Below are 16,135 nucleotides of genomic sequence, written 5' to 3'. Positions count from 1 at the left end.
GAAATGATGCGTTTCCCAACCTTAGTTTTTGATATTGAAACTTTAACTGATTTAAAAGCGGGAGCGCATTTATATCATCTTGATTTACCTGAGGCCGATGTAGAGCAAGCATTGACAAAAATCCGTCGTCAAGAATCTGGCATGGATTTTCAGCGTTTGCCTTTGCATGAAATCGTTTGTATTTCTGGCCTATGGATAGATGAGTCTGGTTTTAGATTATTTTCTTTTAGTCGGGAACAATATTCTGAAGCTGAGATTTTGCAGAAATTTCTATCTATTTTTGATAAGCGTCATCCGACTCTAGTGAGTTGGAATGGCTCACAATTTGATTTACCTGTCATTCTATTTCGCGCAATGTATCATGGGCTTTCTGCACCGGGTTTATTTGATCAAGGTGAAATTGATAGCCAAAAGCGTTTTAATAATTACCAAAATCGTTATCACCATCGCCATATAGATTTAATGGATGTGATGGCAATGTTTAATGGTCGTAATTTCCAAAAGCTTGATGATATTGCCTGCATTTTAGGTTTACCGGGTAAGCGTGGTGAATCGGGTTATCATGTGCCTGAATATGTCCGTAATCAACAGTGGTTAAAATTGACGAGCTATTGTGAAGGGGACGTGCTCAATACATGGTTTATTTATTTGCGTTGGCTCGTGCTAAAAGGCCAATTGAATGCAGATGAACATGACCACTGGATTAGTTCGAGTATTGAATATTTACAGACTATGCCACAGCAGGCCGATTTCCTTGAAGTATGGGAACGTACTTCGAAACATACTGAATTTACTTCTCACTATTTTAATTCTTCAGATTTTTAGGTTCATCCTTTGAAACAACAAGCCAAATCTCGCAACCTGCTACAGCCCGAATATATTTTTCAGGTTGAAACACTTTCTCATGAGGGGCGGGGAATTGCGCATTATGGTTCTCATCCTGAGCATCCTGCAGATAAGCATGGTAAGAAAGTTTTTATTCGCTATGCATTGCCCGGAGAAACTGTAAAGGCTCGAATTACCCATCAAGCCAAGCGCCTTGAAGAGGCTGAGATGTTGCAGTTGTTAGGAGAGCCTTCAGCACATCGCATTGAGGCAGTTTGTCCTCACTATGGTATCTGTGGTGGATGTAGCATGCAGCATATCCATCCTGATGAGCAAATCCGTTTAAAGCAAAATGTACTCCAGTCACATTTACAGCATTTCGCAGGTATTCAACCTGAACAGTGGCTAGAGCCGATTCGATCTTCACAAAGTGATTATCGTCGCCGTGCTCGAATAGGCGTGCGCTATTTGCCAAAACCAGATCGCTTAATTATGGGGTTTCGCGAACATCATAGTAATCGATTAACTTCGATCCATAGTTGTAGTGTTTTGGATAAAAATTTATCAAATAGTCTGCCTGAGTTACGCACTTTACTCCAAAGTCTAAAAGGCAAAGCACACATTGGTCATGTAGAATTAGCAAAAGGTGATAATGAAGTTTCTTTATTGGTTCGTCATGTAGAAAAATTAAACAATTCTGATGTCAACCAATTAAAGCAATTTGCGTTACACAAAGGGTGGCAGTTGTATTTGCAACCTAAGGGGCCTGAAAGCATTCATCGTATTGATGATGAACAAGGTGCTTTACGTTTACACTATGCCTTGGAGAGGTTTAATGTAAATTTTGCTTTTTCGCCATTGGATTTTACTCAGGTCAATGCCACAGTAAATGAACAGATGGTTCAATTGGCATGTGAATTGCTTCAATTGCAAGCAGGTGAAAAGGTACTTGATCTATTTTGCGGTTTGGGCAATTTCTCACTCCCGTTAGCACGATGTGTTGGTGCGAGTGGTCAGGTTGTCGGGGTCGAAGGGAGTGAAGAAATGGTGCAGCGAGCAACAGCTAATGCGAAATGCAATGGTTTGGTGCAAGCAACCTTCTTTTCACAAGATTTAACAAAAGATTTTTCGCATCATTCTTGGGCAAATCAAGGATTTGATGCATTATTGATTGATCCTCCTCGTGCTGGTGCATATGAAATTATGCAGTATGTATCAAATTTTGGAGCAAAAAGAATCGTTTATGTATCATGTAATCCAGCTACACTGGCAAGGGATGCGGGTGTTTTGGTCCAATATGGTTACCAGTTAAAAAAAGCAGCGGTGATGGACATGTTTACGCATACCGAACATGTTGAATCCATTGCACTATTTGAAAAAATTCAAGAGATAAACGATTAAAAACATGAGTTACATATTGAGGAGAATGGTATGGTCACAGTACGTGAACAGTTACCTGAACAACTAACCGAGTTGTCAGAGGAAACGACTGTAGAGCATGCCGCCGAAACGCAAATCGGTTTAGCCTCATGGTTGGATCGGGTGCGTGAAATATTAGATGGGGCGGAGCTTGAACAACTTGAAAAAGTCGCTCATTTAACCCTGCAAAAAGAGTTAGATTCAACGGTCAATCATCGTTCCAATACTTTTGCTACAGGCGTTGGAATGGCCGATATTCTGGCACATCTGCATGTAGATGAAGATACTTTATCAGCAGCGATGCTTTATCGTAGTGTGCGTGAAGGCATTACCGATATAGAAGAAGTAAAACAGAAATTCGGGGAGCAAGTTTACAACCTTGTCAAAGGTACTTTGGCAATGGGTAAGCTCTCAGAACTTATTGAAAAAAATAAACGGTTAGAAGATCACTTTAATAATAATCAACGAGAACATTTAAGCGGCATTTATAAAATGCTGATTTCGGTGACCGAAGATGTTCGTGTTGTTTTAATTAAACTTGCTGAACGTACTTATTCCTTGCGAGAGCTTGCAAATTCCTCTCGCGAACGCCAAGAACGTGTAGCACGTGAAATTCTTACTATTTATTCGCCGCTTGCACATCGACTCGGTATTGCTCAGCTTAAATGGGAACTTGAAGATCTAGCATTTCGCTATTTGGCTCCAGATCGCTATAAAGAGATTGCCTCATTACTCAATGAAAAGCGTTTAGAGCGTGAGCATTATATTCAGTTCGTCATTGACCGTTTGAAAAATGAGTTAGCGTCTTACGGCATTGAAGCTGAAATTACAGGGCGTGCAAAACACATTTATTCGATTTATCGAAAAATGAAGAGCAAAAACCTGAGCTTCGACCAACTTTATGACATTCGTGCTTTGCGTGTGTTGGTCAATAGTGTGCCAGAGTGTTACCACTCTTTAGGTATCGTACATCAAATCTGGCGTCATATTCCGCATCAGTTTGATGACTATATTACTAACCCGAAAGCCAATGGTTACCGTTCTTTGCATACAGCTGTAATTGCTGAAAACAAATCTCTTGAAGTGCAAATTCGTACTCACGAGATGCATGATGAAGCAGAGCTAGGCGTATGTTCGCATTTTAACTATAAAGAAGGTTCAAAGAATACCGATCATTCCTTTAATCATCGTTTGCATTCATTACGTGCTGTTTTAGAACACTATCAAGAACGTAATGAAACGACGGTACACCAAAACGAAGATGAAACAGAAGGCTTTGAACAGTTACAAGACTTTGAAGGCTTTGAGAAGATTTATGTTTTCAGTCGTGATGGTGATATTAAGGAATTGCCGCGTGGTTCAACTGTTTTAGATTTTGCCTATCATGTGCATACAGAAGTAGGGAATAAGTGTTATGCGGCGCGTGTTAATCAGCGTTATGTGCCACTTACCTATACTTTAAAAACGGGTGAACAGGTTGAAATTTTAACTAAAAAAGATCGTGAACCAAACCGTGACTGGTTGGTGAACTCTCTAGGTTATATTAAAACTTCTCGTGCACGTGACAAGCTGCGTCATTGGTTTAGACAGCAAGACCGTAGTAAGAATCTTGAAGTAGGCCGAGAGCTGCTTAATAAAGAATTAGCTCGTCTAGCGATTCACCCAAAAAGTATCGACCTAAACGATTACTCTTCACACTTTAATGTGAAGACAGGCGACGACATTTTGGTGAATCTGGTCAGTGGCGATATTAGCTTACATGCCCTGATTAATCAGGTGAACCGCCAAATGCATCTAGATCAGGATGAGCCTGAGCTAGTACTTAAACCAACGTTAAATCCGCGTGCCAGCCATACGCTATCAGCACATGGCATTTTAATTGATGGTTTAGATAATGTAGAGCTGCACATCGCGCAGTGTTGTCAGCCGGTGCATGGTGAATCAATCGCTGGATATATTACTTTGAACCGTGGTGTCAGTATCCATAAAGTCATTTGTTCTGACTATCAGCGTATGATTAAGCAAGAGCCAGAGCGTGCTGTTGAAGCTGATTGGGAAATGCAGCCAACACGTGGTCAAAGCGTTCAGATTGTGGTGGAAGCTTATGATCGTCGTGGTCTGCTTAAAGACCTAACTCAAGTGATTTTCTCTGACCAAATCAATATTCGTCAGGTTAATACAATTTCTGAGGCAGATGGTATTGCCAATATGAAGTTGCTCATTGAGGTTAAAGGTTTAGCGCAGCTTTCTCGCTTATTGGCTCGCCTAGAGCAGCAACCGGGAATTATTAGTGCTCGACGCATGATTCAAGGCGTTTAATAAATTGAGTAAAAAGGCTGTCAAATGACAGCCTTTTTTTATTTTGGATTATTTTCTCGATAAATAAATATTGGTAAGTCGGTTTAAAAACTGAGGGCTTAATGTTGAGAGCTGATAAAGCAGTTTGGTTTTTATGCCAACTGGAGTATGAGTTGGCGTCCAAAAATGAGCTTTTTTCTCGACAAGCGTAAGCACCTGCTGAGCAATATCATTTGGAGTTAAATCTATCCCCATATTTTGAATGGTGCCTGCATCCATATTGTTAACCATTGCAGTCTGCACAAATAGCGGCATCACATCTAAAACACGAATACCATATTTTTTCCATTCGACATCTAAACCTTCAGTAATTCCGCGAACAGCAAATTTACTGGCTGAATAAGAGATTAAATCAGCTTGCCCATAAATTGCAGAAGCTGAAGATAGGTTGATAACGCGTGCAAAAGATGCTTGCTTTAAATAGGGTAGAGCAGCGTGACAGCCATTGATGACACCGTTTACATTAATATTTATTGTTCTTTGATGAGCTTTAATATCAGTCGTTTCAAACGCGCCAGAATATAAAATACCGGCATTATTTATCAATATGTTAAGTTCACCCGCCCAGTCGGTAAATTCTTTTAATCTATGTTGCCATTGGTCGTAATCACTTACATCTAGATAGCCGGCACGGGCATTTGCCCCTAAGTCATTTGCTAATTCTTGAGCAAGCGATTCATTAATATCATAAATGCCTACTTTATATCCTTGTTTGTAGAATACGCGTGCAATTTCAGCCCCAATACCTTGAGCGGCACCACTAATCAGAATACTGTATCCCATATTTTTTTCTCTTTGTCAGTACAATAGTGCGACTGATTTAATCGCTTTGATTTTGATCATAGCAAATTAAAATCTTAGTTTGACTGACCGACTTTTTAAACTTGAGGGTTACCATGGATAAATTGCTTAAAATTATGCAAGAGTTACGTGAAAGATGTCCGTGGGATCAACAACAAACCCCAATGTCACTGACTAAATATGCGATTGAAGAGGCATATGAAGTCGAGGCGGCCATTCGTCAGGGCGATATTAACGAGATTCGAAATGAGCTAGGCGATTTGTTATTGCAAGTTGTATTTCAATCACAGATGTTTAGTGAGCAAGGTGCTTTTAACTTTCAAGATGTTGTTGAGGCAATAAGTGAAAAGTTAATTCGCCGTCATCCACATGTTTTTCAGGCAGATCAATTTAATAACTTAACACCAGAACAAGTCAGTGAATTATGGAAACAAATTAAACAGCAAGAAAAGCAAGGAAAGCCGCAATCAAGATTAGATGAAATAAAGTATGGACCAGCGCTATTGCAGGCACAAGAAATTCAAGCAAATGTCGCTAAGATTGGCTTTGATTTTGAAACAGTAGAAGATGCTTATGAAAAACTAGAAGAAGAGTTGGATGAGTTTAAGCAGGCCCTAAAAAATCAAAATATTGATGAAATTCAAGATGAATTTGGAGATTGCCTGTTTTCATTAGTCAATGTTGGACGTAAACTTGCGATTTCAAGTGAAACATCACTTTTATCAACAATACATAAATTTAGAAGTCGTTTTGCTTTTATTGAAGATCAAGCGCGAAAACAGCAAAGAACATTAGAGGACATGACCTTGTCTGAAATGGATGAATTGTGGAATCAGGCAAAGCGGCAGTTAAAGTCAGGGGAAAAAACACATGCAGCTCAGCATGAATCTTTGGAAGAATAAACACTATATTTTTATTGCTCTATTTTGGAGCCTGATTTCATCAACCTTTGTTCAGGCTCAATCTTTTGATCAAAATTTTAAGGAGTGGAAGGCGAAGCAACAGATGTATGATCAGAAGTTGAGTATGCAGCATTCCTCTCATTCTAATGTTTCAAAAAGCTCAGCTATGACTGATTCGTCAGGGCAAATTCACTTGAATCAAGCTAATCTTGATGAGCTGCAAAAGCTAAAAGGTATTGGTGAGAAAAAGGCTCAGGCGATTGTGGAATACCGTCAAAAGAATGGTGGCTTTAAAAATATTGATGAATTTAAAAACGTAAAGGGCATTGGTCCAGCCATTTTTGAAAAAAATAAAGTGCGTTTGACTTTATAAATTATCTGTCTGTCAATTGTCATTTCATGCGTAAACTACAGAGAATCAAATTGCCCTTTGTGTGCGTTAGAGCTATGATTAGCGACAACTTGTTATTTACGTCCTGACGTAGGAGACAGCGTCTTTTGCAAACCTTGCGAGCGTCAAAATGTGGTTTGTCCACAGCCCAACTTCCTTCTTCGATTTTAGATGTGATCGATAGCCTGACTAAAGCTGGCTATGAAGCTTATATTGTTGGGGGTGGTGTCCGTGATTTAATGCTAGGGCTTAATCCTAAAGATTTCGATGCAGTCACTAATGCAACACCTTCCCAAATTAAAGAAGTTTTTGGTCGACGTTGTCGAATCATTGGCCGTCGATTTGAATTAGCACATGTCTATTCAGGACGTGAGCTTATTGAAGTTGCTACTTTCCGTGCTCCTCCTAAAAAAGCAGTCACCAGTGCTTCAGGCATGATTTTACGTGACAATAACTGGGGTACTATCGAACAAGACTTTGCTCGCCGTGACTTTTCAATCAATACGCTATATTACCAACCGCGTAAGGCTATTGTGCTCGATTTCTGCAAAGCAATTGACGATGTAAAAAATAAAACCTTACGTTTATTGGGTGATCCGGCACAGCGCTTTGAAGAAGACCCAGTGCGTATGTTGCGAACTCTACGTTTTGCAGCTAAATTAAATTTCAAAATTGATTCAGATATTCTCGATATATTTGATGCAGAGATGACGCAGCTCTTGCGTGATGTTTCTCCGCATCGTTTATATGATGAATCTCAGAAGCTCTTTACAATGGGGCATTTGGCGCGTGTTTTGCCAATGTTGATTGAGTTTGGTGTCTGGAAACAACTTTTTGCAGATATCCAGCCGAACCTCACTCCGTTTATTCTAAGAGCAGCAAAGAATACAGATCAGCGTATCCAAGTGGGTAAAACAATTAACCCAGCATTTTTCTATGCAGTCTTATTGTGGCAACCATTTTTAGAGCGTTGTGAATTTTATTTCTCTAAAGGTGTTGTACCAGCAGAAGCGCGTGCACAAGCTGGTCTAGATGTATTAAAGCGTCAAGCAACACGCACAGTGATTCCGCGTTTTGCAGAAACTTTTATTCGTGAAGTTTGGGAAATGCAGACTCGTTTGCTTAATCCGAAACCACAGCAAATTGAAGCATTGGCTGGACATGCGCGTTTCCGTGCTGGTTTTGACTTCTTATTACTTCGTGAAAAGTCAGGTGATGACACAACACAAGGGATGGGAAGCTGGTGGGAAGCCTACCAAGAAATGTCGAATGACGAAAAAGAAGCTGCAATTAGCCAGTACAATCGTCAGAAAGCTAGAAACCGTCGTAAAGCCGCTGCTGAACCTATTGAAAATAATAAAGTCGAGACGGAAATTGAACCTTTGGTTGATATTCCTGAACCACGCAGCCGTCGTGGGAAAAAAGAACGTGTTCGACAAGAACAATCGATGGGGCGTTTCGTTGAAAAAGCCACTGCTTCAGAAACAGGAGTGATGGGCGACCATCCGATTTTGAAGCGTAAGCGAGTTCAACGCGATTTAAGCCAAGTTATTTTTGGGCCAACGCAATGACAACGAAGACCTATATTGGTTTAGGAAGTAATTTGGGTGATTCACGCCAAATCTTATCTGAAGCCATTGCTAAGCTTAAAACTTTAGGTGGAGTAAAAGTTTCTAAACTTTATCAAAGTCCACCCATGGGGCCTCAAGATCAACCAAATTATTTAAATGCAGTTGCAGAGCTAAACACTGATCTCACGCCTTTAGATTTGCTAGACCAGTTACAGCAATTTGAGCAAGAAGCTGGTCGTGTACGCCTTCGTCGTTGGGGTGAGCGAACCTTAGATCTGGATTTGCTTATATATGGCAATGAAAAAATTCAAAATGAGCGCTTAACGGTGCCGCACATTGGAATTCTAGAGCGAGATTTCGTTGTAATTCCTTTATTAGATTTAGACGCTGATTTACATATTAATGATCAGCCACTTAAAAATTTAGAACTGATACAGCAGCCGACGCTGACTGTACTTGCTGATGAGTCTTGGGCTTAAAACCAGACTTATTACGTTCTGCAAACTCCTGTAGAGGATACCATCATGATTAGTCTAAGTGACTTAAGAAAATTTAAAGCCGAAGGACGTAAGTTCTCTTGTCTAACTTGTTACGATGCGAGTATGGCAAAAGCAATGGAACTTGCTGAAATTGATACTATCTTAATTGGTGATTCTCTTGGAATGGCAATTCAAGGTCGTGACTCAACTTTACCTGTAACTGTTGAAGACATGGCTTATCACACGGCAGCAGTTCGTCGTGGTAACCAGCATGCCTTGATTATGACTGACTTGCCATTTATGAGTTATGCAACCTTAAATGATGCTTTGCAAAACGCAAGAACAGTCATGCAAGCTGGTGCCCAGATGATCAAAATCGAAGGTGGCGCGTGGCTAAGTGAAACTGTACAAGTTTTAACACGTAATGGTGTACCTGTATGCGTACATTTAGGTTTAACTCCTCAATCTGTACATGTATTTGGTGGTTATAAATTACAAGCTAAAACGCGTGAAGCTGCAGATCAGCTTATTGCTGACTGTACCGCTGTGGTTGAGGCTGGTGCGGCAGTTCTATTACTTGAGTGTGTTCCTGCTCAGTTGGGACAAGAAATTGCTGAGTTATTCCCAAATACACCTGTGATTGGTATTGGCGCGGGTAATGCGACTGATGGCCAAGTACTTGTAGTACAAGATATGTTGGGTTTAACTTTTGGTCGAGTTGCACGTTTTGTCCGTAACTTTATGAAAGAGCAATCTGGTGAAACTGCCATTTTAGACGCTTTTAAAGCTTTTCATGCTGCTGTGCAGGATCAGTCATTTCCAGCCAAAGAACATACTTTCCACGTTGAGCTGTAATTCATGAAAACAGAAACCACCATACAAGGTCTTGCAGCTTCTTTAAATCCTGCTAGAGCTACACGTAAAATTATTGGTTTTGTCCCAACAATGGGAAATCTACATGAAGGACATCTCACACTTGTTCGTGAAGCGAAAAAGTTATGTGATGTTGTGGTTGTTAGCATCTTCGTAAATCCAACTCAATTTGGGCCGGGTGAAGATTTTGATAACTATCCTCGTACTTTAGAACAAGATAGTCGTCTATTAGCTGATGTAGGCTGTGACATTATTTTTGCACCATCAGTTGAGCAAATGTACGGTACTCAGCCACGTTTAACCAACATAAGTGTTAGCCAAATTACTGATGCTTTATGTGGTAGTTCACGTCCTGGGCATTTTGATGGGGTGGCTTTGGTGGTCACCAAACTCTTTAATATTGTGCAACCTAACTATGCTTTCTTTGGTCAAAAAGATTATCAACAGTTAGCAGTGATTCGCCAGTTTGTACAAGACTTAAATATCCCACTAGAAGTCATTGGCGTACCAATTGTTCGTGCAGCCGATGGCTTGGCTCTTAGTTCAAGAAATGGTTATTTAAGTCCTGAGCAACGTCAGGTCGCTCCGGTTATTTATCAGAGTTTAAAGCTAGCTGAGCAGCAGTTACATCAAGGCAAAGATCTACAACAAGTTTTAGAAGATATCAAAACTCAGTTGACAGATAATGGGTTTGTTGTGGATTATGTCGAAGCTCGTCAGTCAAATCTGTTACCTGCTACTCAGTTTGATCGTGATATTGTGTTGTTTATCGCGGCAAAATTGGGTGCAACTCGTTTGATTGATAATTTAGAAGTTGCCTTTACACCTCAATAAACAGATCAAAGGACAGCCATGCCATGAAGCGTATACTTATCGTGACAGGACAGTCTGGTTCAGGAAAATCTTCGGCTCTTCAAGTGTTAGAAGATTTGGGCTATTACTGTATTGATAATTTGCCTTTGGCATTGCTGCCCGAAATTGTGGCAAAGCTAGATCATGAAAATAATCTAGAGCAGTTGGCATTAGGTGTGGATGTTCGAAGCACTCGTGCAGATATGCAAGAGTTCGATCATGTTTTTGAGCAATTACAAAAACATGGCACAGTTGATGTGATTTATCTCACTACGCAAGATCAGGATTTGATCGCACGTTTTAGTGCATCGCGTCGTCCACATCCTTTGGCCAATCGTTTTAAAAGTCTGTTGCAATGTATTCATGAAGAAAAGCAGTTACTGCTCCCAATTCAGTTCCGTGCTACGGTTCATATCGATACAACAGATAAAAGTGTTCATGATTTAAAGCATATTTTACTGTCTAAATTGGGGCAGTCAGATAAGCTTATTGTCATATTGCAGTCATTTGGATATAAACATGGCATTCCTTTAGATGCTGATTATGTTTTTGATGTACGGCATTTACCAAATCCACATTGGGATTTAGAATTACGACGTTTTTCTGGTTTGGATGAGCCAGTAAGACAATTTCTAGAAGCAAGTCCACAAGCAAACGAAATGTTTGATGATATTCTTCACTTCTTAAAAAAATGGCTTCCAGCATTTGCTGAAGGACATCGTCACTATATGACGATTTCTATTGGTTGCACTGGTGGTCAACATCGTTCCGTTTATATCGTAGATAGACTAAAACAAGCACTTGAGGCAGAATGGTCTGTTCAGGTCTTACACAGAGAAATGAAGCACTGGTCATGATAGACACAACTGTTGATGTAATTAATAAACTCGGTTTACATGCTCGTGCATCAGGAAAACTGATAGAGGTCACTACAAAATTTCGTTCGTCGATCCAAATTGGAAAAGGCGATCATTTAGTAGATGCAAAAAATATTATGTCTTTGCTGATGTTAGGTGCAGGTAAAGGGACCACTTTGCGATTGGTCATTGATGGTACCGACGAAGAGCAGGCATTAAATGAAGTACAGGCGTTATTCGCCGCAAAATTTTATGAGGCAGATTAATCGTGGCACGTCGTCCCCAACGTTATACTGAAGAAGATTTTGGCTCTTTAGAAGGACGTGCAAGTAAGACAGAACAGAAAAAAGCAGTTCAACGTATGGCTGCTTTAGGTGAGCAATTAGCACAACTTTCTGTTAAACAGATTCAAAAACTCCCAGTGGATGAACGTTTAATTGATGCGTTAATGGAAGTACAGAACATTAGTTCTTTTGAAGCTCGTCGTCGTCAGTTTCAACGTATTGGTAAATTATTGCGTAATGAAGATGAGACCGTTATTTTGTCTTATTTAACTCCGCAGCAAGGTGCAAAAAAGCAGGCTCAATTGATGCGTTGGGTTGATCGTATGATCGAACAAGGCGACCCTGCAATTAATGAATTTAGTAAAATTTATAATGCATCGGAGCGTCACACCTTGCGTCAGCATGTATTGAGAATCAAGCGTGATAAAACTCAAGAAGTGAGTGAAGCAGAGCTTGAGGCATCAAAAGGTAAATTTGTTAACTATGTACAGCAGATTGCTTTATTGTCTGATCAAGGCTAATTGCTCTTCCATAAAAAGCGACGCTCAAAGCGTCGCTTTTTTTATTTATATATTTTCAGCTCGTTCTTTTGCCCATTCACGTAAAATGAATTTCTGTAATTTTCCTGTCGATGTCTTTGGAATCTCAGTAATAACCACATCTTTAGGCACTTTAAAGCGCGCTAACTCTTTTTGGCAATGTGCAATAATTTCTTCAGGTGTTGCCGTAGTGCCCATCTTTAATTCAATAAACGCACATGGTACTTCTTGCCAACGTGCATCGGGTTTAGCAACGACTGCAGCGGTTAATACAGCAGGGTGTTTATATAAAACATCTTCCACTTCTAAAGATGAAATATTTTCTCCACCTGAAATAATGATGTCTTTCGAACGATCAGTAATTTTTGCATAACCATCTGGGTGACAAACGGCTAAGTCGCCCGTGTGAAACCATCCACCTGCAAATGCTTCTTGAGTTGCTTTAGGGTTCTTTAAATAGCCTTTCATCACAATATTGCCACGGAACATAATTTCCCCCATGGTTTGACCATCATTCGGTACAGGTTCCATAGTTTCTGGATCTAGCACACGCATGCTGTCTTGCAGCGGGTAGGGTACGCCTTGGCGGGAATGAAGCTGGGCTTGTTCAGCAATTGATAACTCATTCCATCCAGATTGAGAGGCGCATAGTGCAGAAGGCCCATAAGTTTCTGTTAAGCCATATACGTGGTTTACGTTAATCCCCATGTTGCGCATGCCTTCAATAATGGCAACAGGAGGAGCTGCTCCAGCCACCATAACTTCAACATGATGATCAAAGCTGGTTTGTTTTTCTTTAGGTAAGTTAAGAATCATTGAAAGAACAATAGGTGCACCACAGAAATAATCAACTTTGTATTCTGCAATCAATTGCATGACTAATTCTGGATCGACTTTGCGTAAACAAATATTAGTTCCACCACTTGCTGCTATGCTCCATGCAAAACACCAGCCATTACAATGAAAGAGAGGTAGTGTCCATAAGTACACAGCACGCGGTTTCATTCCGCAAGCGAGAATATTACTTGCAGCATTAAGATAAGCCCCACGATGATGATAGATCACACCTTTAGGATTACCTGTAGTTCCAGATGTGTAATTTAAGCTAATCGCATCCCATTCATCTTCTGGTAAATGCCAAGAGAAGTTAATATCGCCTTGAGCGATCCATTCTTCATATTCAAAAGAGCCTAAAAACTGGTTTTCACCTTCATATTCTGTATCAGCTACATCAATCACAATAATGTGTTGGTTAGGAATAAGTGAGAGGGCTTCTCTTGCCAAATTCACAAATTCGGGGTCAACCAACAGCACTTTACTTTCTGCATGTTCCAACATGAAAGCGATTGTTTTTGCATCTAAACGTGTATTGAGGGTATTAAGTACCGCACCAGCCATAGGAACTGCAAAATGCGCTTCAATCATGGCTGGAATATTTGGCAATAAGACAGATACCGTATCATTTTTTTCAATTCCCAATTGCTTGAGCTGAGATGCAAATTGACAGCAGCGCTGATAAGTTTCTTTCCATGAAATTTGGCGCTTACCATGAATAATCGAAGCTTGATCTGGATAAATATAAGCTGCACGTTCTAAGTAGCGTAGAGGTGATAATGCAACAAAGTTTGCGGGGGTGCGTGGTAACTCGTTATAAGCACTAACCATGTGAAACAACTCCGTGTTTTATTTTTAATTCATTCTTTGAAAATATGACTTAATATTAATCAAAGCATTTATGCTTTAGTCTTAAAGGGCGATACCTTCCAGTCAAAAAATGAGCAGAAATGCTATTTTCTTCATCTTAAACCACTTGTGCTAAATATATTTAAAAATCGTCTCAATATATTTTTTAAGTCATTTATTGCTGTTTACCTGATAAGCAAAATGTATTTATGATTTTATGGACTCAAAGGTTTTCACATTGCTTGAACAAGTGTAAAATCTTTCAGGTTTTTTAACTTTGATTTACACCGTTTTTATATTTTGAGGTTCGCCTCGATCATAATCTCGCGGTGAAATGCTCCTTCGTATAGGGCATCACTCCTTAAGGATTTTTTTATGCCAATTATCACATTGCCAAATGGCGATCAAAAGAGTTTTGATCACGCTGTATCTGTTATGGAAGTTGCCCAAAGTATCGGGCCTGGTCTAGCAAAAAATACTGTTGCTGGCCGTGTAAATGATCGCTTAGTTGATGCATGTGACTTAATTACCGAAGATTCGACCTTACAAATTATCACTCCAAAAGATGAAGAAGGTCTTGAAATCATTCGCCATTCTTGTGCACACCTTGTAGGACATGCTGTTAAACAGCTTTTCCCTGAAGCTAAGATGGTGATTGGTCCAGTCATTGAAGAAGGTTTTTACTACGACATCTGGATGCCACGTCCTTTTACATTAGATGATATGGCAGCGATCGAAGAGCGTATGAAGAAGCTGATCGATCAAGATTACGATGTCATTAAAAAAATGACACCGCGTGATGAAGTTATTGCTGAATTCACTGCGCGTGGCGAAGAATACAAATTGCGCTTGATTGCAGACATGCCTGAAGAAACACAAATGGGCTTGTACTACCATCAAGATTATTTGGATATGTGTCGTGGTCCACACGTACCAAATACCAAATTCTTAAAATCATTCAAGCTCACTAAAATCTCTGGTGCATACTGGCGTGGTGATGCGAAGAACGAACAGCTTCAACGTATTTATGGTACAGCTTGGGCAGACAAGAAACAGCTCGCTGCATACATTAAACGTATCGAAGAAGCTGAAAAGCGTGACCATCGTAAAATTGGTAAAGCTTTAGACTTGTTCCATATGCAAGAAGAAGCACCAGGTATGGTGTTCTGGCATCCAAATGGCTGGACTATTTACCAAGTACTTGAACAATACATGCGTAAAGTTCAGCAAGACAACGGTTACCTTGAGATTAAAACACCACAAATTGTAGACTTTACATTGTGGGAAAAATCAGGTCATGCGGCGAATTATGCTGACAACATGTTTACGACTCATTCTGAAAATCGTAACTATGCGGTTAAGCCAATGAACTGCCCATGTCACGTGCAAGTTTTCAACCAAGGTTTGAAGTCTTACCGTGATTTACCAATTCGTTTAGCAGAGTTTGGTTCTTGTCATCGTAACGAACCATCAGGTTCTTTACACGGTATTATGCGTGTACGTGGCTTTACACAAGATGATGCGCATATCTTCTGTACTAAAGAACAGATTGGTCAGGAAGTTGCAGACTTTATTAAACTGACTTTAGATGTTTATAAAGATTTTGGCTTTGAAGAAGTGCAAATGAAACTTTCTACACGTCCAGAAAAACGTGTGGGTGATGATGCGCTTTGGGATATGGCTGAAAAATCTTTAGCAGATGCTTTAGATGCAGCGGGTCTAGAATGGGAATTACAACCAGGCGAAGGTGCGTTCTACGGTCCGAAAATTGAATTCTCATTGAAAGACTGTCTCGGACGTGTATGGCAATGTGGTACTATTCAGTGTGACTTCAACTTACCAGAACGTTTAGATGCGTCTTATGTGACTGAAGACAATGATCGTGATCAGCCTGTTATGTTGCATCGTGCAATTCTTGGCAGTTTTGAGCGTTTTATTGGTATACTAATTGAACACTACGCTGGTTTCATGCCACCTTGGTTGTCGCCGTTACAAGCATGTGTCATGAATATTACGGACTCTCAAGCTGAAGCTTGTGAGAACGTCGTAGCAAAACTCAAAGAAAATGGCCTTCGTGCTATTTCTGACTTGAGAAATGAAAAAATCGGATTTAAGATTCGTGAGCGTACTCTAGAGCGTATTCCTTACCTGTTAGTTCTTGGTGACCGAGAAGTTGAAGAAGGTACAGTGAATGTGCGTACTCGCTCAGGAAAAAATTTAGGTACTATGTCAGTAGATGCATTCATTGACTTAGTGAAGTCTGCCGTCGCCGAACGTGGCCGGTATATTGTGGAGTAAGAA

15 protein-coding genes are annotated in these 16,135 nt (G+C 40.1%); 13 read left to right on the top strand and 2 right to left on the bottom strand.

Translation table 11 applies throughout. The features are described from left to right. Positions 1–6 precede the first annotated feature (6 nt). Genes AWW73_RS11665 through AWW73_RS11655 form a run of 3 tightly spaced genes read left to right on the top strand, consistent with a single transcriptional unit; the run spans position 7 to position 4,563 of the window. Positions 7–825: a 3'-5' exonuclease gene (locus AWW73_RS11665; protein ID WP_016144351.1), complete on the top strand. Its 819-nt coding sequence runs from the start codon at positions 7–9 to the stop codon at positions 823–825. A gap of 9 nt (positions 826–834) precedes the next feature. After that, positions 835–2,226 (top strand): 23S rRNA (uracil(1939)-C(5))-methyltransferase RlmD, encoded by a 1,392-nt coding sequence (gene rlmD, locus AWW73_RS11660; protein WP_062849722.1) that lies wholly within the window; start codon positions 835–837, stop codon positions 2,224–2,226. Positions 2,227–2,256: 30 nt separating this feature from the next. Further along, a complete protein-coding gene (locus AWW73_RS11655; protein WP_002117181.1) occupies positions 2,257–4,563 on the top strand; it encodes a RelA/SpoT family protein in 2,307 nt (768 codons plus the stop codon). A 48-nt stretch (positions 4,564–4,611) separates the two neighbouring features. Here the strand turns inward: AWW73_RS11655 and AWW73_RS11650 are convergent, their stop codons facing one another. Then, complete coding sequence (locus tag AWW73_RS11650) at positions 4,612–5,385, bottom strand: SDR family oxidoreductase (RefSeq protein WP_062849721.1); 774 nt, start codon at positions 5,383–5,385, stop codon at positions 4,612–4,614. Positions 5,386–5,498: 113 nt separating this feature from the next. On the opposite strand from AWW73_RS11650, the gene mazG reads away from it, so the two are divergent. The 9 genes from mazG to yjgA all read left to right on the top strand — a co-directional run bounded on the left by mazG (position 5,499) and on the right by yjgA (position 12,133). Further along, on the top strand, positions 5,499–6,305 hold the full coding sequence (gene mazG, locus AWW73_RS11645) for a nucleoside triphosphate pyrophosphohydrolase (protein WP_062849720.1): 807 nt from the start codon (positions 5,499–5,501) through the stop codon (positions 6,303–6,305). Beyond that, positions 6,274–6,678 (top strand): ComEA family DNA-binding protein, encoded by a 405-nt coding sequence (locus tag AWW73_RS11640; RefSeq protein ID WP_057105200.1) that lies wholly within the window; start codon positions 6,274–6,276, stop codon positions 6,676–6,678. Before mazG ends, AWW73_RS11640 begins: the two co-directional genes overlap by 32 nt. 125 nt (positions 6,679–6,803) lie before the next feature. Further along, on the top strand, positions 6,804–8,267 hold the full coding sequence (pcnB, locus tag AWW73_RS11635) for a polynucleotide adenylyltransferase PcnB (RefSeq protein ID WP_031947378.1): 1,464 nt from the start codon (positions 6,804–6,806) through the stop codon (positions 8,265–8,267). Beyond that, the gene (gene folK, locus AWW73_RS11630) at positions 8,264–8,746 is read left to right on the top strand and encodes a 2-amino-4-hydroxy-6-hydroxymethyldihydropteridine diphosphokinase (RefSeq protein WP_016144358.1); all 483 of its coding nucleotides are present in this window, start codon (positions 8,264–8,266) and stop codon (positions 8,744–8,746) included. Before pcnB ends, folK begins: the two co-directional genes overlap by 4 nt. A 45-nt stretch (positions 8,747–8,791) precedes the next feature. Beyond that, positions 8,792–9,601: a 3-methyl-2-oxobutanoate hydroxymethyltransferase gene (gene panB / locus AWW73_RS11625; RefSeq protein ID WP_002117298.1), complete on the top strand. Its 810-nt coding sequence runs from the start codon at positions 8,792–8,794 to the stop codon at positions 9,599–9,601. Between the two features lie 3 nt (positions 9,602–9,604). Beyond that, a complete protein-coding gene (gene panC, locus AWW73_RS11620) occupies positions 9,605–10,453 on the top strand; it encodes a pantoate--beta-alanine ligase (protein ID WP_062849719.1) in 849 nt (282 codons plus the stop codon). A gap of 23 nt (positions 10,454–10,476) precedes the next feature. Beyond that, positions 10,477–11,328 carry an RNase adapter RapZ gene (gene rapZ / locus AWW73_RS11615; RefSeq protein WP_005066272.1) on the top strand — a complete coding sequence of 284 codons (852 nt, stop codon included), beginning with the start codon at positions 10,477–10,479 and terminating at the stop codon, positions 11,326–11,328. After that, a complete protein-coding gene (locus tag AWW73_RS11610; protein ID WP_000567533.1) occupies positions 11,325–11,594 on the top strand; it encodes an HPr family phosphocarrier protein in 270 nt (89 codons plus the stop codon). The genes rapZ and AWW73_RS11610 overlap by 4 nt, the downstream gene beginning before the upstream one ends. 2 nt (positions 11,595–11,596) lie before the next feature. After that, positions 11,597–12,133 carry a ribosome biogenesis factor YjgA gene (gene yjgA, locus AWW73_RS11605; protein WP_014208401.1) on the top strand — a complete coding sequence of 179 codons (537 nt, stop codon included), beginning with the start codon at positions 11,597–11,599 and terminating at the stop codon, positions 12,131–12,133. A 45-nt stretch (positions 12,134–12,178) separates the two neighbouring features. Here yjgA and AWW73_RS11600 read toward each other — a convergent pair whose 3' ends face one another. Continuing rightward, complete coding sequence (locus AWW73_RS11600; RefSeq protein ID WP_062849718.1) at positions 12,179–13,816, bottom strand: acyl-CoA synthetase; 1,638 nt, start codon at positions 13,814–13,816, stop codon at positions 12,179–12,181. 393 nt (positions 13,817–14,209) lie between these two features. Between AWW73_RS11600 and thrS the strand changes: the two genes are divergently transcribed. Further along, positions 14,210–16,132 carry a threonine--tRNA ligase gene (gene thrS / locus AWW73_RS11595; protein ID WP_062849717.1) on the top strand — a complete coding sequence of 641 codons (1,923 nt, stop codon included), beginning with the start codon at positions 14,210–14,212 and terminating at the stop codon, positions 16,130–16,132. Positions 16,133–16,135 lie beyond the last annotated feature (3 nt).

It is taken from the genome of Acinetobacter lactucae (genome assembly GCF_001605885.1).
GTDB classification, from domain to species: Bacteria; Pseudomonadota; Gammaproteobacteria; order Pseudomonadales; family Moraxellaceae; genus Acinetobacter; species Acinetobacter lactucae.
This window is presented reverse-complemented; position numbering and strand designations above follow the sequence as displayed.